The 26,893-nt window shown below is 38.5% G+C and carries 28 protein-coding genes and 3 pseudogenes; 20 read left to right on the top strand and 11 right to left on the bottom strand.

Annotated features, from left to right (window positions below):
• The first annotated feature begins 556 nt into the window (after positions 1-556).
• On the top strand, positions 557-2,089 hold the full coding sequence (locus tag N9I19_RS08980) for an esterase/lipase family protein (RefSeq protein ID WP_317777609.1): 1,533 nt from the start codon (positions 557-559) through the stop codon (positions 2,087-2,089).
• A 245-nt stretch (positions 2,090-2,334) separates the two neighbouring features.
• On the opposite strand, the gene N9I19_RS08985 is transcribed toward N9I19_RS08980, so the two are convergent.
• On the bottom strand, positions 2,335-2,616 hold the full coding sequence (locus N9I19_RS08985; RefSeq protein ID WP_061462701.1) for a hypothetical protein: 282 nt from the start codon (positions 2,614-2,616) through the stop codon (positions 2,335-2,337).
• A gap of 303 nt (positions 2,617-2,919) precedes the next feature.
• On the opposite strand from N9I19_RS08985, the gene N9I19_RS08990 reads away from it, so the two are divergent.
• Positions 2,920-3,534 carry a glucosaminidase domain-containing protein gene (locus N9I19_RS08990; protein WP_317777576.1) on the top strand — a complete coding sequence of 205 codons (615 nt, stop codon included), beginning with the start codon at positions 2,920-2,922 and terminating at the stop codon, positions 3,532-3,534.
• A gap of 244 nt (positions 3,535-3,778) precedes the next feature.
• On the opposite strand, the gene lexA is transcribed toward N9I19_RS08990, so the two are convergent.
• The gene (gene lexA, locus N9I19_RS08995) at positions 3,779-4,402 is read right to left on the bottom strand and encodes a transcriptional repressor LexA (protein WP_061462705.1); all 624 of its coding nucleotides are present in this window, start codon (positions 4,400-4,402) and stop codon (positions 3,779-3,781) included.
• Between the two features lie 155 nt (positions 4,403-4,557).
• Between lexA and yneA the strand changes: the two genes are divergently transcribed.
• The 6 genes from yneA to N9I19_RS09025 all read left to right on the top strand — a co-directional run bounded on the left by yneA (position 4,558) and on the right by N9I19_RS09025 (position 9,105).
• Positions 4,558-4,869 (top strand): cell division suppressor protein YneA, encoded by a 312-nt coding sequence (gene yneA / locus N9I19_RS09000; protein ID WP_061462707.1) that lies wholly within the window; start codon positions 4,558-4,560, stop codon positions 4,867-4,869.
• A 19-nt stretch (positions 4,870-4,888) separates the two neighbouring features.
• On the top strand, positions 4,889-5,545 hold the full coding sequence (locus tag N9I19_RS09005; protein ID WP_061462709.1) for a YneB family resolvase-like protein: 657 nt from the start codon (positions 4,889-4,891) through the stop codon (positions 5,543-5,545).
• 65 nt (positions 5,546-5,610) lie between these two features.
• Positions 5,611-5,844, top strand: a complete 234-nt coding sequence (locus tag N9I19_RS09010) for a DUF896 domain-containing protein (protein WP_061462711.1) — start codon at positions 5,611-5,613, stop codon at positions 5,842-5,844.
• A 223-nt stretch (positions 5,845-6,067) separates the two neighbouring features.
• Positions 6,068-8,071: a transketolase gene (gene tkt, locus N9I19_RS09015; protein ID WP_317777577.1), complete on the top strand. Its 2,004-nt coding sequence runs from the start codon at positions 6,068-6,070 to the stop codon at positions 8,069-8,071.
• A 293-nt stretch (positions 8,072-8,364) separates the two neighbouring features.
• Positions 8,365-8,805, top strand: coding sequence for a sporulation inhibitor of replication protein SirA (sirA, locus tag N9I19_RS09020; RefSeq protein ID WP_317777578.1), 441 nt, complete (start codon positions 8,365-8,367; stop codon positions 8,803-8,805).
• Between the two features lie 84 nt (positions 8,806-8,889).
• Positions 8,890-9,105, top strand: a complete 216-nt coding sequence (locus N9I19_RS09025; protein ID WP_034312934.1) for a YneF family protein — start codon at positions 8,890-8,892, stop codon at positions 9,103-9,105.
• Positions 9,106-9,457: 352 nt separating this feature from the next.
• Here N9I19_RS09025 and N9I19_RS09030 read toward each other — a convergent pair whose 3' ends face one another.
• The 3 genes from N9I19_RS09030 to N9I19_RS09040 are packed head-to-tail and all read right to left on the bottom strand — an operon-like array spanning position 9,458 to position 11,196.
• Positions 9,458-10,594 (bottom strand): zinc-dependent alcohol dehydrogenase, encoded by a 1,137-nt coding sequence (locus N9I19_RS09030; protein WP_317777579.1) that lies wholly within the window; start codon positions 10,592-10,594, stop codon positions 9,458-9,460.
• Positions 10,595-10,607: 13 nt separating this feature from the next.
• The gene (locus N9I19_RS09035) at positions 10,608-10,970 is read right to left on the bottom strand and encodes a spore coat protein (RefSeq protein ID WP_317777580.1); all 363 of its coding nucleotides are present in this window, start codon (positions 10,968-10,970) and stop codon (positions 10,608-10,610) included.
• A 10-nt stretch (positions 10,971-10,980) separates the two neighbouring features.
• Entirely contained in the window at positions 10,981-11,196 is a 216-nt protein-coding gene (locus tag N9I19_RS09040) for a spore coat protein (protein ID WP_089363236.1), read from the bottom strand.
• Positions 11,197-11,357: 161 nt separating this feature from the next.
• Here N9I19_RS09040 and N9I19_RS09045 point away from each other — a divergent pair, with 161 nt between their 5' ends.
• From N9I19_RS09045 to N9I19_RS09070, 6 genes and pseudogenes are all read left to right on the top strand, one after another.
• Complete coding sequence (locus N9I19_RS09045) at positions 11,358-11,561, top strand: hypothetical protein (RefSeq protein ID WP_317777581.1); 204 nt, start codon at positions 11,358-11,360, stop codon at positions 11,559-11,561.
• Positions 11,561-11,859 (top strand): annotated as a pseudogene (locus N9I19_RS09050) (spore coat protein). Before N9I19_RS09045 ends, N9I19_RS09050 begins: the two are co-directional and overlap by 1 nt.
• Before the next feature lie 187 nt (positions 11,860-12,046).
• On the top strand, positions 12,047-12,466 hold the full coding sequence (locus N9I19_RS09055; RefSeq protein WP_061466045.1) for an RrF2 family transcriptional regulator: 420 nt from the start codon (positions 12,047-12,049) through the stop codon (positions 12,464-12,466).
• Positions 12,467-12,557: 91 nt separating this feature from the next.
• On the top strand, positions 12,558-12,944 hold the full coding sequence (locus tag N9I19_RS09060; RefSeq protein WP_317777582.1) for an IDEAL domain-containing protein: 387 nt from the start codon (positions 12,558-12,560) through the stop codon (positions 12,942-12,944).
• A 46-nt stretch (positions 12,945-12,990) separates the two neighbouring features.
• On the top strand, positions 12,991-13,305 hold the full coding sequence (gene trxA / locus N9I19_RS09065) for a thioredoxin (protein WP_089363239.1): 315 nt from the start codon (positions 12,991-12,993) through the stop codon (positions 13,303-13,305).
• A 79-nt stretch (positions 13,306-13,384) separates the two neighbouring features.
• Positions 13,385-14,509: an NADH-dependent flavin oxidoreductase gene (locus N9I19_RS09070; RefSeq protein WP_317777583.1), complete on the top strand. Its 1,125-nt coding sequence runs from the start codon at positions 13,385-13,387 to the stop codon at positions 14,507-14,509.
• Positions 14,510-14,777: 268 nt separating this feature from the next.
• Here the strand turns inward: N9I19_RS09070 and N9I19_RS09075 are convergent.
• The 3 genes and pseudogenes from N9I19_RS09075 to N9I19_RS09085 form a co-directional block, all read right to left on the bottom strand.
• Positions 14,778-15,177: pseudogene (locus N9I19_RS09075) on the bottom strand (DoxX family protein).
• A 171-nt stretch (positions 15,178-15,348) separates the two neighbouring features.
• Positions 15,349-16,089, bottom strand: a complete 741-nt coding sequence (locus tag N9I19_RS09080; RefSeq protein ID WP_317777610.1) for a polysaccharide deacetylase family protein — start codon at positions 16,087-16,089, stop codon at positions 15,349-15,351.
• A 585-nt stretch (positions 16,090-16,674) separates the two neighbouring features.
• The gene (locus N9I19_RS09085; RefSeq protein ID WP_076368851.1) at positions 16,675-16,848 is read right to left on the bottom strand and encodes an aspartyl-phosphate phosphatase Spo0E family protein; all 174 of its coding nucleotides are present in this window, start codon (positions 16,846-16,848) and stop codon (positions 16,675-16,677) included.
• Between the two features lie 264 nt (positions 16,849-17,112).
• On the opposite strand from N9I19_RS09085, the gene N9I19_RS09090 reads away from it, so the two are divergent.
• The 6 genes from N9I19_RS09090 (at position 17,113) to N9I19_RS09115 (ending at position 24,089) form a co-directional block, all read left to right on the top strand.
• On the top strand, positions 17,113-17,820 hold the full coding sequence (locus N9I19_RS09090) for a cytochrome c biogenesis protein CcdA (RefSeq protein ID WP_317777584.1): 708 nt from the start codon (positions 17,113-17,115) through the stop codon (positions 17,818-17,820).
• Positions 17,821-18,206: 386 nt separating this feature from the next.
• Complete coding sequence (locus tag N9I19_RS09095; protein ID WP_317777585.1) at positions 18,207-18,683, top strand: CcdC family protein; 477 nt, start codon at positions 18,207-18,209, stop codon at positions 18,681-18,683.
• Positions 18,684-18,838: 155 nt separating this feature from the next.
• On the top strand, positions 18,839-19,144 hold the full coding sequence (locus N9I19_RS09100) for a DUF3219 family protein (RefSeq protein ID WP_317777586.1): 306 nt from the start codon (positions 18,839-18,841) through the stop codon (positions 19,142-19,144).
• Positions 19,145-19,224: 80 nt separating this feature from the next.
• Positions 19,225-19,653: a DUF2621 domain-containing protein gene (locus N9I19_RS09105; RefSeq protein ID WP_125162006.1), complete on the top strand. Its 429-nt coding sequence runs from the start codon at positions 19,225-19,227 to the stop codon at positions 19,651-19,653.
• Between the two features lie 162 nt (positions 19,654-19,815).
• Positions 19,816-20,961, top strand: coding sequence for an exonuclease SbcCD subunit D (locus tag N9I19_RS09110; RefSeq protein WP_284471083.1), 1,146 nt, complete (start codon positions 19,816-19,818; stop codon positions 20,959-20,961).
• Positions 20,958-24,089 carry an AAA family ATPase gene (locus N9I19_RS09115; protein WP_317777587.1) on the top strand — a complete coding sequence of 1,044 codons (3,132 nt, stop codon included), beginning with the start codon at positions 20,958-20,960 and terminating at the stop codon, positions 24,087-24,089. Before N9I19_RS09110 ends, N9I19_RS09115 begins: the two co-directional genes overlap by 4 nt.
• Before the next feature lie 71 nt (positions 24,090-24,160).
• Here the strand turns inward: N9I19_RS09115 and N9I19_RS09120 are convergent, their stop codons facing one another.
• The 3 genes and pseudogenes from N9I19_RS09120 to N9I19_RS09130 all read right to left on the bottom strand — a co-directional run bounded on the left by N9I19_RS09120 (position 24,161) and on the right by N9I19_RS09130 (position 26,265).
• Positions 24,161-24,568: an Hsp20/alpha crystallin family protein gene (locus N9I19_RS09120; RefSeq protein ID WP_061462741.1), complete on the bottom strand. Its 408-nt coding sequence runs from the start codon at positions 24,566-24,568 to the stop codon at positions 24,161-24,163.
• Between the two features lie 669 nt (positions 24,569-25,237).
• Positions 25,238-25,461: pseudogene (locus tag N9I19_RS09125) on the bottom strand (glutamate synthase); the annotation flags it as partial.
• A gap of 57 nt (positions 25,462-25,518) precedes the next feature.
• A complete protein-coding gene (locus N9I19_RS09130) occupies positions 25,519-26,265 on the bottom strand; it encodes a hypothetical protein (protein WP_317777588.1) in 747 nt (248 codons plus the stop codon).
• Positions 26,266-26,893: the final 628 nt, after the last annotated feature.

The raw sequence follows: 26,893 nt of genomic DNA on the forward strand, positions 1-26,893 counted from the left end.
CTATTATGACAGCCAATTGCTGTGATTTATTTCTTACAAAGGACGGATTTCAAAACAACATGATTAGGGGCAATTGGACAGTGGCATATTCGACGGAAAAATTAATAATGTTGTTCATAAGAAAGTCAAGCCCTCTATCCTTTGCAGGAGAAGGGCTTGTTTTCTTTTTTTCTTCGTGTTTACTAGCAATCGCTATTAACATATCCTTCATAAGTTCTTCTGAAGCCAATCGTTCAGGAAGTGATGTGAACCAGATAAACTCATGTAGGCATCAAACTAACCCGGATTTTTTACAAGGCGCACTCTTTTTAACATCTTCATACTTTATCTCTATATATATAATTTTCTTCTAGTTTTTTTTTCCCATCTTTTATGAAGTTAGCAGGTAATGGCAGGAAAAAGTACAAATATAAACTAATGAATGATATAGGAGACCCGTAAAGGAGGGCATTGATAATAGGTGAATTCGAAAAATACCATGGGAGGAGAATAACAATTGAAAAGGAATGTAATCAATTATGTCGTTTTTCTTGTCCTCATACTAACCATATTAATTATGGCAAAGCCGAGCTTTTCCTCAGCGGGAAAATTGAAGCCGCCATCCGAAACTTTCAACCCAGGGGATTGGTTTCTGGGAAGTACCCCTCCCAATCTTGACCCAAATAAACCACCGATCGTATTTGTCCAAGGTAAAAATGGCAATTCAGCCAGCTGGTACGGTGAAACGGACTATCACGGTGTCAATGATATGTATACTAAGGCATACGAAGCGGGCTATCAAACGGTTTTTGTACAGCTTTACGATTCTGCTGGAAATGGATCAGTTAGCCAATATGCTAACGGAAGGCTGCTAGCTCAAATGCTTGCAGAAATCAGTAACCATTTCGGGGGCGAAAAAGTAAATATTATAGCTCACAGCAAGGGGGGGCCAGACACCCAAGCGGCTCTAGTACACTTTGGAGCACACCAATATGTTGGAAGGGTCATCACTTTAGCTTCCCCTCATCACGGTTCCAACTTGGCTGATTTGGCATATAGCTGGTATGCGGGCTGGCTTGGTTCCCTATTGGGCCAAAAAGATGAAGGAACTTATTCTTTACAGGTTGGTAAAATGGCGGAGTTTCGTTCTGTCACGGATAACCATGTTAACGCCCGGAAAAATATGTATTTCACCGTGGCCGGTATGAATAGAGGGCCGGTTCTTTCCGCTTTATCAATGGGTGGACAATATTTATCTTCATATGGAGAAAATGATGGTTTAGTGAATGTATGGAGTACGAAAATACCCTACGCGTCACATTTATTTACGGATCCCAACTATGATCACGACAATATTCGAATAGGTTCAGCTGTATTTTCAAGGATTGAACCCTATTTAAGAAGCACTTCTATTGCTGGGATTCCTGGTTTAAATGTCAATTATAAAGAAAACGTTGAAGATGATGTCATCACAACCGCTCTTTCGCAAACCGTCCTGGGAGATGTCCTGCAACAAAATGTCTGGAACGAACAAAGTTTCCATGTAAATGAAGCAGCTCCAAGTGATATAACCATATACACTGCCACAAATGATGTCGAGGTTGAATTGATTTCTCCATCTAATAAAAAGTATAGACCTTCCTTAAAAGTTCAATCTGCAAAAAATCAAACTTCCTTTTTTAATGGTGCTACCATACAAACATTTAATAGGAATAAACTTGAAATTGGTGACTGGAGAGTGCGAATGAAGACTAAATCACCAAAAGATGCATACCTTTTCACGGCACAATTTAACGAAAAGAATCCGATTATATTAAGTATGGCTGGTAAAGTTAAGCAAAAAGATGCTAAATTTATCATTAAGAATCCGATGAATGATAAAAAAAGGCCAATCAGCACAACATTTCTGGTTCATCTAATAGATGAAAGCGGGAAAGAAATTAGCGAAAAAAGCACAATTCAGGAAATGGATACCGAAAATTTTTCGGGTACCCTTCCAGAAGTGCCTAAATCAGGTGTTTATAATGTAACAATTGACGTCAAGGAAAAAAGCATGAATGGTCCTGAAAGAACCCGTACGCTGATTCGTTCGGTCTATATTGAAAAGTAGTGGAACTTACCAAAAAATCCCCTCTCTTAATTGAGAGGTTTTTTTAGGTTGAAATGTGAGGAGGTGTGAATTGGTTTTATTTACTTTACTTTGGGTTATGTTGATTCAGCTAAGTAAAAAGCTAGGCCGTAATTGCCATAAAGGAATGAATATTGGATTGTTCGATGGGAATATAAGCTAGTTTGGTCTCCTGGCAAAAACAAGATTGATGACCCGAGGCGTGTGCTATCATGTATAGTTCAATCCTACTTTTGATAAGATTCTCTATAAGACAAAATACTAGTTTTGAGAGCAGCATAGTTGCCAATGCTTGCATAGCCATAAAACCAGCCCATGAAAATTCCTGCAACCAAATGGTGTCGATGGCTGATGAAAATGGAAATGAATAAGCCTAGAACCAAAGCGATGGCAGGGATGAATTTTGGAGGAATTGGAAACATGACCTTAATAAGTTGAGTAAGTGTCATGATGGTAGGAATGGCTATCACTGCATCCCAAAAGTTTGTATGGATGGTTGGGAAGTCCATAATGTCACCACCTTAGAAGTTTTCACAATTAACTTTTACCATTTACAAAGGATTTATACCATATTAATTAATGCAATATAAACGATTGATCAATGAAAGTTGATACAACAAGTTTCGAAGACTTTCAGAGTTCAATGTGAAGCCGCTCAATGTATGCTTGCTCTTTTTTGATCATAGTGAAGACAATTAACCAAATATCAGTACCTTTTTTGCTGGACATGCTGTCACCCTTTTCATGGTTTAGAATACGATATGAATGAAGATAACCAGTTAAGAAAGTGAGTCTTAATAATGGAGGTTCTAATGAGCAAGGAAACGTTTATTAAGGAAATTGCTCCATATGCGCTGAAAATTCAAAAGGAATTTAAAATTTTGCCTTCTGTGATCATTGCACAAGCTTGTTTGGAGAGTGGATATGGGACAAGCTTTTTAGCAAATCAAGGAAAGAATATATTCGGTACAAAAGGTGATTTTAAGGGCGAGTCAGTCATTATACAAACAATGGAATACGTCAACGGTGCATCCGTTCAAGTATGGAACAAATTCAGAAAATACCCAACATGGGAAGAAAGTCTAAGAGATCTTGCCAATCTATATGTAAAGGGAACTTCATGGAATAGAAGTTTGTATACAGCCGTCATTGGAGAACAAGATTACAAAAAAGCACTCAAAGCAATATTCGATGCGGGTTACGCCTCGGATCCGAAATATATAGAAAAACTGGCGAACCTAATCGAAACAAGCGATTTAACTAAATACGATGAAAGCATCGAAGAGGTCTATCATATCGTCAAAAAAGGGGATTCCGTATCTGCGCTTGCAAAAGCATATGGTTCTACGCAAATGCAGATTCAACAGTGGAATGGATTGGTCGATCTTAACCTTATTAAAGTGAACCAAAGATTAAGAGTGAAATGAACATTTACAGGGAGCGGGGTTTTATCTCGCTCTTTATTAATTTTATGGTTTCATATTTTTCCTAAAGTACATATATCCAGAAAGCGATACTTTGCCTATCAACCGCCATAAATGAATAATGTGTTAATACTCCTATGAAAACACGCTTCTATTAAAAAAATATTTCAACCCTAGTCTTCCAAATGCATAATGATAGAATTTCGGACATAAATTAAACAAACAAAAAAAAGCGCGTTTAGCGCTTTTAATGTATTTGTCTATATAAGCCTATTACTTTTCCAAGTATCGAAACATCTCTTAAAATAATTGGTTCCATATTTGAGTTCTCAGGCTGAAGCCTTATGTAATCCGGTTCCTTAAAGAATCGTTTTACAGTGGCTTCATCATCTTCCGTCATGGCCACGACGATATCTCCATTATTGGCACTGCTTTGTTGTTTCACGATGACATAATCTCCATCATGAATTCCTGCTTCAATCATACTTTCGCCCATGATTTCTAGCATGAAAACATGGTCATCATGTGGAACCATGCTTTCGGGAAGCGGAAAGTATTCTTCTATGTTCTCAATTGCAGTTATCGGCATGCCCGCGGTTACTTTACCAAGTAACGGCACGTTCACGACACTAGCTTTGGGGATATTATTCGCTTCCTCCAAGTTCAGTATTTCAATGGCCCTCGGCTTGGTTGGGTCACGTCTTATCAGACCTTTACTTTCCAGGCGGGATAAATGCCCGTGTACTGTTGAACTTGATGCAAGTCCCACTGCTTCGCCAATCTCCCGGACGGAAGGTGGATACCCTTTTTGGCGGACCTCTTCTTTAATGAAATCAAGGATATCTTGCTGCCGTTTTGATAGTTTAGTCATATGTGCACCTCTTCTCCAATGTTCTTTGCTCCATTATAGCATGGCCCCCAACTCTATACAAACATAAGTTCGAATTTAGTTGTTGACTGAAACAAACGTTCGTATTATAATTTTGACATGACATACGAACGAACATTCGCTTTGGAGGGATATTTATGAAAAAAATATACAAAAATTATGTATATACGATTCTGTTAGCTGGATCAGTATTCATCTTTTCAATTTTATTCTCTTGTACATTGGACAATGATCAAAAAAAAGATTTCCTTTCTATAGAAGTAGGTGAAGGCGACACCCTATGGGGAATTGCCGAAAAATATGATGAAGCTGATTTGACAAAAAAAGAATTCATTGGTTGGATAGAAGAGCATAATGGAGTCAGGGCAGATTCGATTAAACCTGGTCAAGTCATTGTCATACCGGTTAAAGGGGAAGAACTTGTTCAGAATTTGGCAAGTCAGCAGTAAGCAGTGAAGGTAGGGTATTATGAAGGCAATAATCTATTGTAGGGTTAGCACAGAAAAAGAGTCACAGGAGACATCATTGGCAAGGCAGGAAGATGAATTAGTCAAATTGGCCGAAAAGTTGGATATGGAAGTTGTTTCCATAATAAAGGAGCAGGAAAGCGGTTATGAGTTAAACCGGGATGGCATTTTTGACATGATCGAACTATTTAAAGCCAAAGAAGCCGAAGTTCTATTAATCCAGGACGAAACAAGACTAGGAAGAGGGAATGCCAAAATAGCCCTTTTCCATGTCATCCTTAAAGAAGACGTGAAAATTTATACGCTCTCACACGATGGGGAAATAGAGTTATCGGATTCGGATGCCATGGTCATCCAGATAGTCGGTATTGTAGAGGAATATCAAAGGAAATTACATAACCTAAAAATAAAACGCGGGATGATAAGAGCCGTTGAAAAAGGCTACCGCCCTCAAAATAATCTTCAGAACCAAAGGAATTCTACTGGAAGGGAACGTATGGAAATTCCCATTGAAGAGATTATTAAACTCCGGGCCAATGGATTGACATTTGCAGAAATCGCAGCCACTTTAAGGGGCTTTGGATACAATGTATCCAAAGCTACGGTGAACAGGCGTTTTCTCGAACATCAACTAAATATACAGGAAAGTCAATCATAGAACTTGTAATTTCGCTTTTTTTTTAATACCATGACAATATCCGCAGATTACGAAGGAGCGAAATTATGCTATCAAAAGAAAAAATAGCCCGTATTAATGAACTTTCTAAAAAGGCAAAGGCTGAAGGTTTAACGGAAGTCGAGGCGAAAGAGCAAACCCAATTAAGAAGTGAGTATTTAGAAACATTCAGACGGTCCATGTCCGATACGTTGGAGCACGTGAAAGTCGTTGATCCAGAAGGTAATGACGTCACTCCTCAAAAGATAAAGAATATTAAAGAAAAAAGAAACTTACATTAATGCTTGGACTATTATCATGAAACACCCCATTTTAAGCTTTAAGGATTAAAAAGGGAGTGCATTCATGTATGTATTCTCCTATTTAGCTTAATCTAAATAGGGGACTTCTTTAATTTCCAGAAAATATTGTAATATCGGGGTTGTAAATAGTGTTTTTAGTTGTGATATTATGCTGGTCACTATAATATAAAGAGGTACATTACAGGAAGGGATGTTTTACGATATGTTAGATAAATTAGATGCACTTTCTATCAATACGATTCGTACATTATCGATAGATGCAATTGAAAAGGCTAATTCCGGCCATCCAGGCATGCCCATGGGTGCAGCGCCGATGGCGTACAAATTATGGACTGAATATATGAATCATAACCCGAAAAATCCAGATTGGTTTAATAGAGATCGCTTCGTTCTTTCAGCTGGTCATGGGTCTATGCTGTTATACAGCCTTCTTCATTTATCGGGCTATGGCTTATCTATCGATGATTTGAAAAGCTTCCGCCAATGGGGAAGTAAAACTCCAGGACATCCCGAATTCGGACATACCGCTGGGGTAGATGCAACGACAGGACCTCTTGGACAAGGTATTGCAATGGCAGTCGGAATGGCAATGGCAGAACGCCACTTGGCAGAAAGCTATAACCGTGAATCTTATAATGTGGTCGATCATTATACATATAGCATTTGTGGGGATGGAGATTTAATGGAAGGTGTTTCTGCAGAAGCGGCTTCATTAGCAGGACATCTGCAACTTGGAAGACTTGTCGTTTTATATGATTCTAATGATATATCCCTTGACGGCGACTTAAGTCAATCATTTAGTGAAAGTGTAGCAAACCGGTTCAAATCTTATGGATGGCAATATGTCCGCGTTGAGGACGGGAACGATCTTCAGGAAATTGCCAAAGCGATTGAAGAAGCGAAAACCGATGAGGCACGTCCAACATTAATCGAAGTGAAAACGGTTATTGGTTACGGTTCACCAAACCGTTCAGGTAAATCTGCTGTTCACGGCGCTCCGCTTGGTGCAGATGAGCTGAAGTTGACTAAGGAAGCTTATAAATGGACATTCGAAGAGGATTTCCATGTTCCAGAAGAAGTTTATTCTCACTTCAATGAATCTGTTGTAGAGGCAGGCGCCCAAAAAGAAGAAGCTTGGAATGAATTGTTCAAAAATTACAAAGAAGCACACCCTGAGTTAGCCGAGCAATTGGAGCTGGCAATCAAAGGTGAACTGCCTGCTGAGTGGGATCAGGAAATTCCGGTTTATGAAGAAGGAAAAACATTAGCTTCCCGTGCTTCAAGCGGAGAAGTATTGAATGCAATTGCCAAAAAGGTCCCTAGCTTCATTGGTGGTTCTGCAGATTTAGCAGGATCTAATAATACTGCCATCAAAGGTGAGACAGATCTATTACCTGGTAATTACAGTGGCCGTAATATATGGTTCGGTGTACGTGAATTCGCTATGGGTGCGGCTTTAAATGGAATGACCCTTCATGGTGGATTAAAAGTGTACGGAGGTACATTCTTCGTATTCTCTGATTATTTGCGTCCTGCTATAAGAATGGCAGCACTGATGGGACTACCTGTAACGTATGTCTTCACCCACGATAGCATTGCTGTAGGGGAAGACGGACCGACACATGAGCCAATCGAACAATTAGCATCATTGCGGGCAATGCCTAACCTAGGGGTAATCCGTCCAGCTGATGGCAATGAAACGGCAGCAGCTTGGAAAGTGGCTATGGAGTCTACAAATAAACCGACTGCCCTTGTACTGACTCGTCAAGGGTTGCCAACAATAAAAGATACTTCCGAAACTGCTTATGATGGTGTTTCAAAAGGGGCTTACATCATATCCGCTGCTAAGAAAGAAGAAGCGGATGCATTACTACTTGCGACTGGTTCTGAAGTGAACTTGGCTGTGGAAGCACAGAAAGCTTTAGCGAACGATGGAATTGATGTTTCGGTAATCAGCATGCCATCATGGGATCGATTTGAAACTCAATCTAAAGAATATAAACAAAGTGTAATCAATCCAGCAGTGAAAAAACGTCTAGCTATTGAAGTGGCTTCACCGTTTGGCTGGGATCGTTATGCAGGTGATGAGGGTGAAATATTGGCCATCAATCATTTTGGAGCTTCTGCACCAGGCGGTAAGATCATGGAGGAATTTGGTTTCACTGTAGAAAATGTAGTTGCTCGTGTTAAAGAAATGCTTAAATAATAGTAATGGGGAACTGACACCAACTAGTTTGGTGTCAGTTTTTTTATCGAACCTTCTAATTGTATGTTGAAAGTGCTCTTATTCTCTGGGATAGCATCCATTCGACAAAAAAAGAAAAAAATTTCTCCAGCAAACAACATATCTTTTTAGTTTGTCAATATATAATGAGAATAAATAATTTTCGTTTAAACGTGTCAGTTAAAGGGGAAAGTCATCAAGGGTAGAAATAATGGAAGGTCCTGATGGTAAGTTGTTCTGGTGACCAAAATAGGAATGCTAGGAGGCGTTGGCTGATGAGAACCTATCAAATCTTTTTAATCGAAGATGAATTTGCCCATCATTATTATGGAAGAGAAAAGCTATTTTTCAATTTGTTTTTGGAGTATATTCAAGCAAGGGGCAGACTGAAGAGTATTTTGCAAAAACAAATCGAATTTGTCACCAAAACAGTCCCCATTATCCAGTTGCAGGTAGCAATTGAACAACGTTTACAAAAAAAGATGAATTTTTGGTCTCAAAATGGAAAATACTATTTAGAAAAAACAAACGGATCAAGTAAAGGCGTGTTAATCATCCAGGATGAGTCCATTACGCTTAAAGCTGAAGGAGACTATGAAGCGGAGACGGCTTTCTTTGAATGCATTCGAAAATATGAAGCGAGTTTTCTAGCCATTGATTTTGAACACGAAAAATACGGTTGGTTAAAACCGATAAAAGAAAGAAAATTTGTCTAAATGGGGGACTTTTCGGTAGCGGGTATTGTATAATAACCTTTGGTCTAGTACACTGATGTTAGACAACACGAAGGAGGAAATAGTATGTGGGTTTACATTCTAGTTGGCGTACTGGCATTGATTGCTGGAGTAGTGCTGGGATTTTTCATCGCTCGTAAATACATGATGGATTACTTAAAGAAAAATCCGCCAATTAACGAACAGATGCTGAAAATGATGATGATGCAAATGGGTATGAAACCATCCCAAAAGAAAATTAATCAAATGATGAGCGCCATGAATAAACAACAAACAAAATAATAAGCATGAAATACCGCTATTATAACCTTGTTTTTATAAAAAGATAGGATAAATGTAAAGTTATAACGATAAACCACGTAAGGATCGAACCTTCAATTGATTTAAGTGATAATTAAGTTTATCTTCCTTTTTAAACGTAAAGCCACTTTTCCTGGACGAGTTTCAGGAAAAGTGGCTTTTATTTTGGAGTTTGAATATCATTGGTAACAATTTATGAGGATGGGAAGCAATAAAGGTTTTGGAACTAGAAGAGAAGCAATAGTGGACTTGAACTTGTGAACTAAGCTAAATAGCTTGAACAATAGTACCTGGAGTCAATAAATTCAGTAACCTACAAAATATCACTGCTATGTCAGGGCTTCAGCACCACTTTAATGCATCCGTCTGTCCTTGTATCGAATACTTGATAACCATGTTTAGCTTGATCGATTGGAAGTACGTGGGTTACGACATCGCCAGGATCAACCTTTCCTTCAGATATAAGGTTATAGAGATATGGCATATAAGGGATAACAGGAACTTGTCCGGTCTTGATATCCACGTTTCTTTGAAATATATCTCCTAACGGAAATCCGTTATAACGCCCTCCGTAAACACCTGTTATTTGAATGGTTCCAGCTTTACGCACGGCTTGGGAGGCAATTACAATACCACCCATGGCACCTCCATGCAGCTTAAGGCCAGTTGCAAGATATTCCATAGGAGTCATTTTACCGCTCATGCCAGAACAGTCAATTACGATGTCGGCTCCGCCTTTAGTTATTTCTTTGAGATATTCCCCTACGTTTTCATATTGTTCGAAATTAACAATTTCGACTTTATTTGTCCGTTTAGCATGTTCCAAACGATAGTTGAGATGATCGACGGCAATGACCCTTTTCGCTCCTTTGAACCAAGCGAATTTTTGAGCGAGTAATCCAACGGGACCGCAGCCTAAAATGATAACTGTATCACCAGGTTTAACTCCTGCATGGTCTACGCTCCAAAATGCAGTTGAAGCTGCATCTGCGAGTAATACCAATTTTTCATCTTCTACCTCACAGTCTTCTGGAATCTTAAAAGGTGTGAAATTTCCATAAGGAACCCGCATGTATTCTGCTTGTCCTCCCGCATACCCACCAGTTGTTTCTGAATATCCTAAAAAACCACCCATTTCGCCATGAGGGTTTGAGTTATCGCACTGACTTGTAAGGTCGTTCTCGCAATACCAGCAGCTTCCGCAGCTAACGTTAAAGGGGATGATTACACGATCTCCCTTTTTTAACTTATTTACACCTGGACCGACTTCCTCGACAATTCCCATTGGCTCGTGGCCAATAACATAATCAGTTGGCATATTTGGAATCATTTGATGAATCAAGTGCAAATCCGAACCGCAAATGGCTGAAGTTGTAACTTTTACGATAATATCATCTGAATTTTTGATATGGGGGTCTTTAACATCTTTGACCTGCACGTTTTTATTGCCCTGGTAAGTTACGGCTTTCATAAAACTTCCTCCTCTATTTATTTGGCGTTGCGAACATCCCGAGTCTATCTGTATCGTTAGGGAATAACCTCATCCGAGCGATGCTGATTGCCATTTCAGCTGATTTCAAATCCAATTCACCTTGCTTTCCTATATCATTTGGATAAAGCCAGCCTTTACTTATCATTAAATCGGATATTTCGGCATGTAAATCAATGGATTGCTCCATTTGCCGGTATAGGGCTTGTCCCAATTCTGGACTTATTGTTTCCGTTATAGCTATTGCATACGTATGAATCCCGCTTTTGATTGACAGTAGGAAATCCAGGGCAAAAGAAGAATCAGCCATTTCAGGCATATGTTCAGCGCCTTGGGGATCTAAATAATCCATTTCCATAACGTTCACCTCATTGTATATAGTTTGTTCGGGCACCTTGGTAAAAACTTTTCAGTTCATTAATGGCTATTATGGATTGCTGTACGTCTTTTTCCATTAGTGCCTTTAAATCATTATCGAAACAAATTCCTTGCATTAATTTGGATTTCATCAAGCTTATTGTTTTAAAATTTATTATTTCATGCGTCTCCATGGTCTCATGAAAGGCCAGTTTTTCATTTTCCATCCAATCACCCCCTAAGTGTATGTAACAAAAGTAATTTTCCCTATTCAACTCATTGGTATACAGGGGGTCTAGGTTTTACCTTCTTTAAGAAACAATGAATAAGACCATTTGAACAACGAAAGATAAGTAAGTGAATGTAAATGAAAGGAGAGATACTTTTAATGGGAAAGTTAGGACTGCATGAAACGTTAGAGTTGCATGAAATATTGAATTTCAAAAGCCTTTGTCTATCTAAAAGTTCTATAATGAACGGATTAGTTCTAGATACGGAATTAAAAAACATTCTATTACAAGACATCAGCAGCGGCAGAGAGCAAATTCAAAGATTACAGGAAATTCTGGTTAATCAAGGAGAGGGGAAATAATGACCAATTTTTTGCAAAATATGGCGGGTATGAGTGGAATGACCGATCAGGTGATTGCAACTGACTTTCTGATTTCTGCCAAATCAGGAATTAGAAATGCGGCTTTCGCTGTAACTGAAACAGCTTCACCTGAACTGAGGGCTGCATTACGGGAACAGCTTAGGTCCGCTGTAGAAACACATGGGATCATAAGTGATTATATGGTTTCAAAAGGATATTATCATCCTCAGGATATAAGTGAGCAAGCGCAGGTGAATTTAAAGCGGCTAATACGGCATTGAATCTTTCTCAACAATAAGATTTTGGCGAGTTTGTGAAAAATGGTTCCGCTTTCCAAAAGCTAACTGATGAAGTGCCCTCTATCCTTTGATAGGGGGAAATTTCATTGCAATAATAAACAGATCAACAAAGTTGAGTTTTTTGAGTTGACTTTATCAACTGTAAATATTAAGATTACAGTAATCTCCTTGAGGAGGATGCAAAAAGTGAATAGTGATTTTACAATAGCTGTGCATAGTTTGGTCTATTTAGCTTATCTACCAGATCATATGGCTAGCAGTGAGTCTATCGCAGAAAACGTTTGTACAAACTCGGCAAGGATTCGGAAAATGATGAGCTGCTTACGGAATAAAGGATTTGTTAAGACTAAAGAAGGTGTGGGCGGAGGCTATATTCTGGACTGTAACCCTGAAGAGGTGAGTTTGGCAGATATTTATATAACGGTCTCGCATGGAACCTTGAAGCCAAAGTGGTGTACAGGTAATCCGGAGAAAAAATGTGTCATATCTTCCAATACCCAGGTAGTCATGGATCAAATCTTCGATGAAGCTGAGTTATATTTTGAAAAATATTTAGAAGATATTACTCTCAGCACTTTTTTGGAAAAAATTAAACAATGTCCGTGATGTTGATTTAGTTTTTTCTTTTGTCTCTACTGTACATTTTATTTTTACAGTTAATAATTGATAACAATAGAATATAAAAGGGGTGTTAAAAATGGCCGGAAATAATCAGTTAAATAATGGGGATTGGGTGCAGGGAAGATCAAGAGATGGAGAACTTATCCATGGTTACATTGAAACGGTAAGCGCGAATCGAGAAATCGTTAAAGTGAATGTGGTGGAAAGTGACAATGAAAAAGCGGTCGGGAAATCGATTTCGATTCCGAGTAAATGGACTGAAAAGTTGCCTGATCTAGAAATCAGTAACGAAAGTCATCTTTTGGCATTAATTGATTTGGCTTTACTATCTAAGGATGAAACATGGTTTATGGAGTTATCCGGTAAATTGGAATCGATTAAAATCCATCCGAAAATAAATATCAGGAAATCCGAGTTTCTTATCCCGGGAAATAGAATCGGGAAACTTGATTTAAATAGATGATGAGTCAAAACCATAATATATCGGATAATACAAGGAGGCCATGATCATGACAATAGAACATGTAACAGATGATAATTTTGCTAGTGAAATCAAGGAAGGTTTAGTACTGGTTGATTTTTGGGCACCGTGGTGCGGACCATGTAAAATGATTGCCCCAATCCTTAATGAAATTGATGTTGAAATGGGTGATCGGGTTAAGATCGTAAAATTGAATGTGGATGAAAATTCAGCTACGACAAGCGATTATGGAGTGATGGGAATTCCGGCCCTTATTCTTTTCAAAGATGGAGAAAAAGTAGATCAAGCAATTGGCTTACAGCCTAAAGAAGCGATTGCGGCATTGATTGAAAAGCATGCATGAGTAGTATGTGTTAAATAAAAAAAGGACTTATACCGACCAATACCTGTAAAGGGTTGGTAACAAAATGGAGGATTACTAAATGAATTCTAAATTTACACCATTATTTGATTCGTTCAATCTAGGAAAAGGGATAGAAGTAAAAAATCGATTGGTGATGGCGCCTTTGACAAATTTCTCTTCGAATCCTGACGGGACTGTAACCGATGCCGAAGTTAACTATTATGAACGTCGGTCTGGGGGGGTAGGCATGGTTATAACGGCTTGTACCTACGTGTCGGCAAATGGAAAAGGTTTCCACGGAGAATTTGGCGGTGATCAGGATGAAATGATTCCTAGTCTTAGCCGCTTAGCTTCAGCAATTAAAGCGAAAGGTGCTAAAGCAATCCTCCAAATTTTTCATGGCGGCCGCGAGGTTCCACCGGAATTAATCCCGAATGGCGATGTCGTCAGTGCAAGCAATATCCCATCGGAAGGCGAAGGTAAAACAGTACCTCGCCCACTTTCTGAAAAAGAAATTGAATCGATCATTCTAGACTTTGGTGAAGCAACTAGGCGTGCCATTGAAGCTGGTTTTGACGGTGTCGAAATTCACGGAGCAAATGGTTACTTGCTTCAGCAATTCTTTTCGCCCCATTCAAACCGTCGTGAAGACAAGTGGGGAGGGACCCTTGAAAAGCGCCTGACTTTTCCATTAGCGGTTGTGGATGCAGTGAAAAAGTCTGTTGCTGAACATGCAAATGATCCGTTCATCGTTGGTTATCGCTTTTCACCGGAGGAACCGGAAACACCGGGAATCACTATGGATGATACCCTTGCATTAATTGATGGATTAGTGAAAAAGGATCTGGATTATCTTCATGTTTCATTAATGGATTTTTGGTCAAAAGCAAGACGGGGAGCGGAGGTTGACCGACCTCGGATAGAAATTATAAAAGAACGTATCGGTGATCAAGTTCCTATCATCGGTGTTGGTTCCATCTATACAGCGGATGATGCAATCAAAGCACTGCAATCAGGGGTTCCGTTAATCGCATTAGGCCGTGAAATCATAATTGATCCTGAATGGGTACAAAAAGTGGAACAAGGCAGGGAAACTGAAATCGTGACAAAAATAAACAAGGATAATCAGCAGCAACTTGATATTCCAGACCCATTATGGCAAGCGATCATCCATTCTCCAGGCTGGTTTCCGGGGATTGAATAGGTAGGTCTCCATATTTAATAAAATTTAACGATACTATCTTGTCACAAGAATTCGATAGCACTGGAGAAAGTGAACAACAAAAAGAAGACCTAGTCATTATGATGATCAGGTCTTCTTTTTGTTTACATTTACTTTCCCTTCAAAGAGGATGCCGGCATGGTCTGATAAAAAATCGAATGACAGGCTTTCATGAGGATCAAATTGTGGAAAAAAACATGGAGTGGGTTGAACCCACTCCGTATTTTCATATTGGATTAAAATATCCATCTTAAAATAGAAAGGAATCAAGTGAGTACGTGCCAGCTCCGGTTATCGCTACACCAATCGCCACTGCAAAGAATGGCAAGATTATATTCATACCCATTTTGAGTTGCCCAGTAGCCATTTGCTCCGTGAACTTTAACAATCGCAACGAGCATTGTAATTGCAATTAATATACCTGCAAAGGGTGTAAGGAAACCTAAAGCAAATAAGGCTCCGCCAATAAGCTCTGATAGACCAGCGAATAGGGCCATGGTAACTCCTGGCTTCATGCCAATCGAGTCAAACCAGCCTCCAGTACCTTTCAAGCCATGACCGCCAAACCATCCAAACAATTTTTGAGCCCCATGACCAACAAACGATAATCCGATTGCTAAACGTATAACTAATAAACCTATACCAATCATTTATGATTCCTCCTGGAATTTATATTGAATTTAGATATATTTAATTCGAGATTTATTTTAAAAAAATATCTCAAATATTATCTCTAATTAAATTATCTCTAATTAAATTATCTTTAATTAGAGATAATATTTTTTGAGTGATTTGTCAAACATAAATTTAACTCTTATGGCTCATTCAACAGGAAAGGTTCTGAAAAAATCGGGTGAACTCACCTTGGAGCGAAACAATAAATCAGACACCGTAACACATTCATAGCCGTTTTTATATAAATAATCCAATGTCGATTCTAACGCCTCCACCGTTTGGGGACGGTCGCTCCAATCGTGCAGGAGAATGATATCGCCAGCTCGTAACGACTTAATGATATGAGTGGAAATTTTATTTGGAGCAGGTCTTTTCCAGTCTTGGGGATCCTGATGCCAGGACCACAGTACAACCATATATCCTTTTTTTACAGCTGTATTGATGATTATATCGTTATAAAGTCCACCTACAGGACGATATAGCATAGGTTTGTATTTGGCAATATCCCAAATCACTTTAGCTGTTTTATCTAATTCAGAAGATAATAAATCAGCGGTCATATTTTTATCAAAATAATGATGATAGGTGTGATTGGCAATTTCATGACCTTCTTTTATTTCTCTCATTAAAATGCCAGGGTTACTTTTCACTTTATTACCAGAAACAAAAAAGGTAGCTTTGGCGTTATATTTAGCCAATATATCGAGGATTTGAGGTGTATACGAAGGATGTGTCCCGTCGTCGAAAGTTATGGCTACGATTTTTTCTTTCGTATTGCCCTCCCAAATAACATTACCTGTTTTTTCATATACCTCTCGACTTGAAGTAATGGCATGAATAATTGGAGTGTCAAATGATGAAAAAAGGATGAAAACTGATAAAGCCATAATTAAAGTCTTCAAACGAATGCCCTCCTGTACATGTATATAGGACATAGTATATGGAGTTCAATTTTATTTATTAAGGCGCCGGCCAAGAATAGGAGCCTGTTTAATATTGTTGATTGTAGGCGGAGGATGAAAAGGTTTAAAACTGTTTGTTACTTAAAGATATTTAAATAATGAACATTTGCAATTTGATTGTGTCCCTTTTATTGATGGTATTCAATTTAAGTTTTCCCTTTCATCGGCGTATATGAGGCTTTAAAACGCCATTTATTAAATAAATTCATATAGGATACCTTAGATGGATCCAATATTACCTGATAATCAATGTCAGTAATTCCATCTTAGCTGGATTTCCTATTGTTCTTGTTGTGACAAACTATGAACCGACACAAGATGTTAATGTTGAAATGTGCATCCTTTTAATGAAAAACAGGCAGTGCGCCCGTAGCGTTTGCCTGTTTTTTATATAGAAAGAAAAGGTTATTCTTATGTATTCGAATGGAGAAAGAATCAAAAAAGGAGAGATTGACCGTTAAAATAAATCATATAATAACATGGGTGGTTATCAATGGGAGATGAACGGGATTAAAAACCTGTACCAGTTTTATAAAAAAGTTCATTATATTTATTTAATAATTGATCAAGTTGCTGGCTATATTCAACGGCAACATGGGAGTTTAAACCATCTTTAGCGACAATCTTGATAAGTTCATTTCTCTTTAATTCAATCTGTTCGAGAAATTCATTCTTTTTAGCCATTATATTTCCTTTCTGGCCCCAACATTTTTTCATGGTACCCTTTATTTATGTGTTCTGTTGTAAAATTTGTATGAATATAACAATTATATCGGCTCGGACTAATGAATTCAAATAAGTTAACTTAATGAAAATTAAGCTGTGGCCCCCTTCTCCTTTAAATGTTTGGCATTTAGTTGTCATTAAATATTCACAGTTCCATAAATGTATTTTTTTATCTTATTTGTTACAATGTTTATAGGTTGACATACATAGGAGTGAGCTCATTTGAATGATATTAATATGTTTTTAGCTTTTGGGGCGGGCTTCTTGAGTTTTATTTCGCCATGCTGCTTACCGCTCTATCCAGCCTTTTTATCTTATATCACTGGTATGAGTGTTGGTGAAATCAAATCAGAGAACGCCATGCTCCAAAGTAGAAGTATGCTGCATACTTTATTCTTCCTTCTTGGATTTTCTCTAGTTTTTATTGCAATTGGTTTTAGTACGACCTTTTTAGGTTCTTTTTTCTCGGATTACAAAGAATTGATTCGTCAGATTGGTGCGATCCTGATTATTATTTTTGGATTATTCATTGTAGGAATCTTTCAGCCGAAATCTTTGATGAAGGATAGTCGTTTTGAATTTAAAAACCGACCTGGCGGATATATAGGTTCGATTCTTATCGGACTTGCTTTTGCGGCTGGATGGACGCCTTGTGCTGGCCCACTATTGGGTGCTGTCATCTCTTTGGGTGCGACTAACTCTAGCGCTGCCATGAGTTATATGACTGCCTATATATTAGGCTTTGCCATCCCGTTTTTCATATTATCCTTCTTTGTCGGAAAATTGAAATGGATCAAAAAGTACAGCCAATACATCATGAAGATTGGCGGATATTTAATGATTGTAATGGGTGTGATTTTGTTTTTTAATTGGATGACCAAAATAATAGCAGTCCTGTCTAGACTATTCGGTGGCTTTACGGGGTTTTAGTCCATAATAAGTTATTTTTTCAAAATTATTCTAATGGGAGTTTCCTTGATTAGGTTTTATTGTGCTGTTCGAAATTTGATTCGGCCTGGTGACGATGGATATTACCATGCCAATCATGAAGAAATTAAGAAGAAAATTTGGGCTGCAAAGGATATAATTATATGCTCGATGGGTCAGCAGAAAAATGGTTGTTGAAGCTTGGGCGAAAGATTTTTATCGTCAAGCCTTTTGTCGAGAGCAGGGTATTAAATGCCATCAATAGGTCGCTAAATTAAAAACACGCTCCTTGTTTATCTCAAATAGGTAATATATACTTTGTTTATTAATTGAAGTCATATATAATTTTTAATGGTACTTACCTATTTTTAATTAAAAGGGATGGTTTGATGATATATTTATCAACAGGTATAGCGATTGTGATGGCTATGGGTGTTTTCATGTTACGGATGAAGGAAACGAAAAAACCAGTGAACGAAAAGAAAATCATCTTACCGCCGCTGTTTATGAGTACGGGTGCTTTGATGTTTATTTTTCCAATGTTCCGGGTCACTCGATACGAATTATTGGAGGCTCTTGTTGCAGGGATGTTGTTTTCCATCCTATTAATTAAAACATCCAAATTCGAAGTTAGAGATGAAAAAATTTATATCCTGCGCTCTAAAGCGTTTATATTCATATTGATTGGTCTCATGGTGATACGGCTGGTGGCGAAACTGATGCTGGGAAGCACGATTGAAGTCGGCGTCTTGAGTGGTATGTTTTTCTTACTTGCATTTGCTATGATCGTTCCATGGAGAATTGCCATGCTATATCAATACAAAAAAGTCAAAGCTGCCAGTTTAAGTGGAAGTAATATGGTGTGATACATGTAAAATAGGATCAAAGGGATAATCCAGGAAACCTGAGTCGATATCATAATGACTCAGGTTTTTTGAGCTTTTCAAGGCTGAATCATTGGCGCAGGAAGAACCCTAGTGATAACATGGCTTTAACCACATTTAAAGGAGATGTTGATAAAATGGTAGATGAGGTCATTTTAAATGATGTTCCACTGCATGTTACTGATTTTCTTACTGAAAATGTAAAGGATTCTGAAGGTAGAGAAATTAGAAAAGTCAGTTTTAATTTCAAGGTTACAAATAGTGAATATCATGGTATTACAACACTGCTTTATCAAATGGTATTTGATTTAAAGATTCCTCAGTCAAACGAGGAATTTCGAGCAGAGATCTTTAACTATGCGACTTCGGTCACGAATCTTTATGAAGAAAATGCCGTAGGGGATTTTTCACTGGTCTTGCTGGAAGTGAACGATCCGGAATGATTACATTGCCAGTCTTGTAAAGATATGGGTTACTGTCTATAATAATAGTGACGATCATTCTATACATATGAGGTGGTACTTTGCTTAGTGGATGGTTTTTATGGTTTATTCTATTTTGGGTAGCCCTTTTAATTATTTTGATGAGCATAGGTGGCTTTTTCATGTTTCGAAAGTTCCTGAAAAGATTCCCCAAAGAAGACGGGAAATCCGATATGGATTGGGAAGAATACTATTTGGACCAAACAAAGCACTTATGGTCAAATCAACAAAAGGAATTACTCGAAGATTTAGTGAGCCCTGTACCGGAACTTTTTCGTGATGTTGCACGCCATAAAATTGCGGGGAAAATCGGAGAGTTGGCGTTAAAGGAAAAAGCGGGCGATATTACGGAAGAACTAGTGATACGCGGCTATATCATCGCCACACCAAAACGTGACCATAAATTTTTACAAAAAAAATTAGCTGAAAGAAAAGTGAATATGGGTCCATATGAACACTTATTCAGCTAATGATGAAAAGGGCAGACTCTTTTGAGTTTGCCTTTTTTTATTCTGAATAATTGAAAAGAATGGGACAGTGTGGTAATAATTAGAACGTTTGTACCCAAGCCATGCTATTCTTTAAATTTTTGATATAATAATAGTAAGTAAAAGTGAGGACGGAGTGAAACTATGAAATTTATCCATACGGCTGATTGGCATTTAGGGAAAATCGTACACGGGGTACATATGACAGATGACCAAAGGCATGCCCTTTTGCAATTCATAGAAATTGTTGAAGAAGAAAAACCTGATGCGGTTGTGATTGCCGGTGATCTTTATGATCGTTCGGTTCCACCGACTGAAGCTGTGGAGCTTCTTGATGAAATCCTTTATACGATTAATGTGAAAATGAATACACCAATCGTTGCAATATCGGGAAACCATGATTCTGCGGAAAGGCTTGCATTCGGTTCATCATGGTATCGTCATAGTCAGTTATACATTCATGGGAAATTGACAAAAACATTTGAGCCGGTTCGCATTAAGGGAGTGAATTTTTATTGTGTTCCATATGCAGAACCTGGAACGGTTCGCCATCTTTTTGAAGATGAAAGTATCCATTCCCATCAAGAAGCGATGAAGCGGATAACCGGAATGATTGCAGAGACTTTCAATAAGGATGAACCGAATGTCTTCGTAGGACATGCTTTTGTATTAGGCGGAAAAACGAGCGATTCAGAGCGAGTTTTGTCAGTAGGTGGTTCCGGATGTGTTTCATCAGACTTATTCGATGCGTTCGATTATACGGCACTTGGACATTTACATAGTCCTGACGCGATACGTCATCCTAAGGTGTTTTACTCTGGATCACTATTAAAATACTCTTTTTCTGAGGCCAAGCAAAATAAGTCGCTTTCCATTGTCGATATGCAAGAAGATGGTAGCTTCGATATACGCTATCGATCTTTGGCGCCCAAGCTGGATATGAGGGAAATATCCGGAACGATGGAAGAGTTACTAGATCCCGCTTTTTATCAATTGCAAAAAAAGGATGACTACTTGAAAATAACATTAAATGACGAGGGGTCACTCATCGATCCGATTAATCGTTTGCGCCAGATTTACCCGAATGTACTTCATCTGGAACGAAAATGGGATTTGACCGACCTTAGAAGAAAAAAATCCTTCTCTTCTGTAAAAGATGAACGGAAATCAGAATTGGACTTGTTCGAAACGTTTTATCAAGAAATGACAGATCGGGACTTTGATTCTCAAAAGCAAGATTTGATGGTTTCGGTAATTGAAGCCGTGAAGAAAGAGGAGGCTTTGAAATGAGACCCCATATTTTAACGATGCAGGCATTCGGACCATATGCAGGGAGGGAAACCATCGATTTTAATTCCCTTGGAGAACGGACCATGTTTGTCATCTCTGGAAAGACAGGCGCAGGGAAAACAACGATATTTGATGGGATCAGTTTTGCGATTTATGGAAAAGCCAGTGGTGAAGACCGAAGCGGGCAAGATTTACGAAGTCAGTTTGCCGAAGATGATGTGATGACGGAAGTCTCGCTGCAATTTACCCTGCGTGGGAAAACATATTGGGTGACCCGGTCACCGCAGCAGGAACGAAAGAAAAAAGCAGGAGAAGGAACGACAACGGTTGGAGCAAAGGCTGAATTATATGAGATATTGGCTGAAGGAAAAAAATTGCTTGGTGCGAATGTGCGTGAGGTTGAGGAAAAAATCAAATTACTCATTGGACTTGATGCCAATCAATTCCGGCAAATCCTGATGATTCCACAAAATGAATTCCGAAAACTGTTAACTTCCGACAGCAAGGATAAGGAACAGATTCTTCAGAAATTATTTCATACTGAACTTTATAAACGAATAGAAGAAAAGTTAAAAGAAGAGGCTTCGATCCTAAGAAAGCAAAGTGAAAAAAGTGCTCAGCGGAGAATCGAATTAATGAAAGGCATCCAGCCTGGTAATCATGTAGAATTGCAGGCACAATTGGAAGCGGAAGTGCCTAACGAACAGCTGATCTTACCACTGTTACAGGAAGTCATTTTGGCAGCGGCAGAAAAAAATGAGGATGTAAATAAACAAATACAGGAAAAGCAAAAAGCCCGTGATCAAGTTAATCAAGAACTTTCAAAAGCTGTCGATTTATTAAATCGATTTTCGGAAAAAGAAACACTGCGAAAAGAAAAGGAACACCTTGAAGCAAAGCAGCCTGAAATGGAACTCGTGAAAGACCAAATTAAAATGGCACATAAAGCGGCTTCGCTTGAAAAGCAGGAACAATATTATTTGCGAATTGGCAAACAAGTCCAAGATGCGAATGCTGAACTTCAAAAGTTAAGTGTACAGGCCGAGAAATTACAGGCTGAACGCATTGAGAAGCAGGATTCCTATGAACAGGAAATGTTGAAGGAAAACCAGAGGGAGCAGGCCGTACGGAATGTTCATCAGCTTGAGCAGGTAAAAGAGGCTGTCATGACTTTTGCAAGCTTAAAAGCACAAGTTACGTTAGATGAAAAAGAGTGGCGAACTAGTAAAGGACTTCGAGAAAAAAATGTTTCGGAACATCTGGCAATCGAAGAGGAAGCAGAGAGAGTCACTCATGTAAAAACAGAAGCGGAAAAAGCGGCGGTTCTTCATCGTGAAAAGGAAATCGAAGCGGAAAGAAATGATCAATCGTTAATGAAAATAAAAAAGCTTCAAGAAGTTCTTTCCGAAGTTCAGAATACGAAGCGGGTTCTGGAAGAAAAGAATATTCGGTTCAAAGAGATTCAAAGAATTCAGATTCAGGAAAAGGAAAAACTGGAAGCCCTGAATCAAAACTGGCGATCAGGCCAAGCGGGTATGCTTGCGTCCATGCTGCACTCAGGGGAAAATTGTCCTGTGTGCGGTTCGCTAAGTCATCCAAAACCAGCGCAATTGCATGAGGATATGCCAACGGATATGGAACTGAAAGAGCAAGAAAACAGGCTGAAAACTGCAGAACAACAAAAAAGCCAAGCCGAAAGTGAATATTACCAAGCAAAATCAAAGTATGATGCACTGGCCGAGTCTTCAAAGGAAAAGATGATGGACTTACAAAATGACATGCCGGAGTTTAGGTTTGAAGACATTGATGATAATTTGAAACAGTTTATACAAAAAGGAAAAGTGCTGCAAGAGCAGTTAAAAGAATTGGTACGGAAAAAGTCATTATTTAATGATCTTGAAAGCAGGTTGCTGGAATTAAAAGCGAAAGCATCCCAGTTAAAGGAGAATCTTGCTTCTTTAGAAATAAAAGAGGACCAAGGGAAAACCAGGTATATTGAAAACTTTACAAAACTGACAGGATTAACCGATTCCCTGCCAGACGGTATACGGACAGAGGAAGAATATAATGCAGCCTTCCAAATGGCTGTAAAAACGCACAAACGCTTACAAATTGCTTTGGAAGATGCACAAAAAAACATTCAAATGGTTAAAGAAAAAGAATCGGCAATCAATGCAAAAAAAGAATCCCTAAGTGGAAATATAGAGGCATTAAATCAAGAATTGAAAGAGGAACGGGAAAAGTTAATTACGGATATGACCAATCAAGGCTTTTCCAATTATAAAGAATATACAGCAGCCAAAAAGTCGGAAGCGGCTCTTGGGAGTTTAGAGGACCAAGTGCTGCAGTATAATCAAAATTGGCAAAGTGTTTTAAGTCTGTTTCATGATTTGGAAATGAAGTTAAAAGATGTAGTCAAACCGGACCTTGAAGGATTGAAAAAGACATTTGATTTCATAGATGCAGAATTGGAGTCGCTACGCCAAAATCAGAATGAATTACATGCCGAAAAAAGGACTAATGAAGAAATCGAAAGGAAATTGGCGCATATCAGGGAAGATCAGAAAAATCTGGATGAAAGGTACAGTATCGTCGGTCATCTGTCTGAGATTTCCAAAGGTCAAAACTCCTTCAAAATAACTTTTGAACGGTATGTATTGGCAGCCTTTTTGGATGATATCCTAAAAGAAGCCAATTCAAGATTACTGAAAATGACAAGCGGCAGATATCAGCTGCTGCGAAAGCTGGATCCTACACGCAGGAATATCCAGAGCGGTCTGGAGTTATCCGTGTATGACCAATATACAGGACAGGAGAGGCATGTCAAAACCCTTTCGGGAGGAGAGAGCTTTAAGGCATCCCTTGCACTTGCTTTGGGTCTTGCGGATGTCGTCCAGCAGAATGCAGGCGGGATCTCACTCGAAACGATGTTCATCGATGAAGGTTTCGGTACCCTCGACCCTGAATCTCTTGATCATGCGATTGAAGCATTAATGGATATACAAAGCACCGGGAGATTAGTCGGGATAATTTCTCATGTTCCAGAATTAAAAGAAAGAATAGATGCCCAGCTCCAAGTCATCTCGACACAAAAAGGGAGTCGTACGTCCTTCTATTTTGCTGGATAAATCAAGAAAAAAAGAATGGCTAAGGAGTGAATGTGGCTCCTATGCCATTCTTTTTAATTTTTAGGAATGAACTACTCTATGTTAATATCATCAGCTGTTTTTCCGGGGGAAAACTTATGGATGCGAATCACCAATATTGGATTTGAGAATTCAGCGGTAATTCTTCGTGAGCAAATCGAAAAGGGGAAAGGGATTTTTCTCTGTGTGGGTATTGTATCCGCTTTTTTTTCAAGTAATGGCTTATGAGTATCATCAACGATGATCGATAGCTCATTATCACGTAAACAAACTTTAATATCTTTCACATCATGATTTTCCAAAACCGCTTCCACCATATACTCATCGTCACTTTCGTATATATCAATTGAAAAAAGTTGATGATCCAACGCACAAGTTTCCGGATCCAGAAAAAACTTTTTTACCCATTCATCAAACTTTTCAACCTCATTCATTTGCAATCCATGTTGATTGTCTTGCATGTTGATACCCCCGGTTTTCCTTTGTTGTATTATATGTTGAATTATGAATGTGGTGATTGATAAAGTGAAAATGGATGATGGAAAGATACAGGAAAACGTGGTTCAAAAAATGCAGGAATATCAATGTATAAAAAGTATCCAACGATTTTTAGAAAAGTAACCAAAGCACAGGAACGAGGGCTGTGTGTGTATTAACGGGAATCATAAAGTAGAAGGAAGCTAACAGTGATGACCAATTCTAAATGAGTTGGTCATCTCTTTATTTACATGATCATTTTGATCTATAACGCGTCACCTCCATCTTAATATTCAAAACTAGGCTTTACTGCTGTCGAAATGAACAAGCTCAATCCTTGTTAGTACAGTTATAAATATCGTAAGGAATGTAATTTTTAAATAACTCACCGCCGCCTCGTATTGGAATCTTAATGAAGAAAATACGCCCTCTTATCACTTCCCGAAATAGTGGAAATTGCTGTTGTTGCTATAAAGGCGCCATAACCCAAAAAGACGCTCTTTAAAGCGCCCGATTGCTTGCATTTAATGATTGAAAGAGATCACGATATTTGTAGATTAGCTTTTCATAGGATGTCGACTTCTTACTCTTTTTCTTCAGATTGGTCAAAATAGCAAACCTTCCTTTAGGGTGAAAAAGGTGGAGGGGGGCGCTATTAATTGATCAAAGAAGTGTGGAAACAATTTCTCAATTGCTGCTTCTCCTCCTTTTAATCAAACATGAGGATGGTAGCTTTATGGCACTCTTTTGCCTAGCGGCTTTTTCCGTCCATCTTTCACCTGCTTCCAAGATGATTAATTCTCGAAAAGTATGTGATAGGGCTTGGCAGCTGTTTCCCTGCGATGCTTCCTCCGATAATTATTGCTTTTTCCAATATGATTCGTCCCCCAATCCCGCTGCAAGTATTCGTGTTCTCTCGATAAAACTACTTTCCTTATAGGTGAACATCAAATGAAGTCCCATCCACCAATAATTCGTGAGACTCACCATCTGCTATATCGTCGGTAGTGAATGAAAAGGACTTGAGCCCGTCGATTTTTTCTTCGGAATCGACTAATAAGCCAATTGTGCCTTTTCTTGTTTCTCCTGGTTGGTAATCTAATCGACTTACTTTTTTTGTCCCCATAAAAGTATCCCCGGAGTGGATGAAATTTTTAGAAGGCACATTATATGTAAGGTCATCATTGAAAGTAACATGTTCCATGCTGAAGAACTGCAGTTCCTTGGGACCTTTATTTTCCACAGAATAAGTTATTTCAAGATAAGTTACCTCTTTGCCAATATCCGTTTTAGACCAGGCAGACTGCTGATCGATTTCCTCCATGGATAAATTCTCTTTATAGTATATCGAATAGGCTTCTTCAAAACTCAATCCCGTATAGGATTTGAGCTCCTCCTTTACTTCATCTGTGAGTGAAGAAAATTGAATCATGCGGATATCCTTGATTGTGATGGCCATGGGAGCCAATTCAAATGACTCATTTATAGACTTCGTTTCTAGTAATGTGAGTGTTCCCCAATCTTTTTGGCGGACCTTATCGCCGACTCTTTCAAGATGGGTCCCGCCATATTCCTGTACCTCAGGAATTTTGGACTCCTTGGCTTCTGCATATTTCCGTTTTTCGGTCTTATTATCGCTGCCGAAATAATTGAAGGCTATAACACTTGAAAAAATAAGCAATAATCCAGCAATTATTGAAATGGTCCATCTTTTACGAATATTTCATCACTCCTTAAACTATCGATGTCATAAACTATAATATACCTTTTTTTCGCAAATGAAGGAAGAGTACCCATCTTGTTGCCGAAAATCGATATAGTTTGAGTTTGCATAAAAAATTAACTGCATTCATGTTGCTATATAATTATTTCTCTTTTTATTAAGGCATTGTTCTTTAATTAGACTACTGGGGCGTTTTATCTTTTTATCAAAAGCGAAAATAATGTAAAAAGGAGAGAAAAACCAACAAGGGGCTTTTTGAGATATGTAGGGGACATAACGGGACATCTTCTTAGCGGAAGCAACAGTCTTCATGAGCAACGGCTTTATTAATCTATGCGTAAACTTGCCGATCAGGAACTATTCTTCTCGTGCCGTCAGCGATTTTAGGCTTTTTTTTTGGAGGAATCCGGATTCCAGGGCATCTGACGTCAAGATGGTCTCGCACAACATAATCTGGTGGGAAAAAAGAAAAAAGCCGTGGCAATTCATCTGGGGTACCATGGTCTTTCTGTCTTGATCTCTCCATCCTTTGGTGTGTTTTCGCGAGATTTCTCAGCTATAGTACAAGCGGTTTTATATTAAAGTC

The organism is Peribacillus sp. CSMR9 (assembly GCF_033141925.1).
GTDB lineage: Bacteria > Bacillota > Bacilli > Bacillales > DSM-1321 > Peribacillus > Peribacillus simplex_A.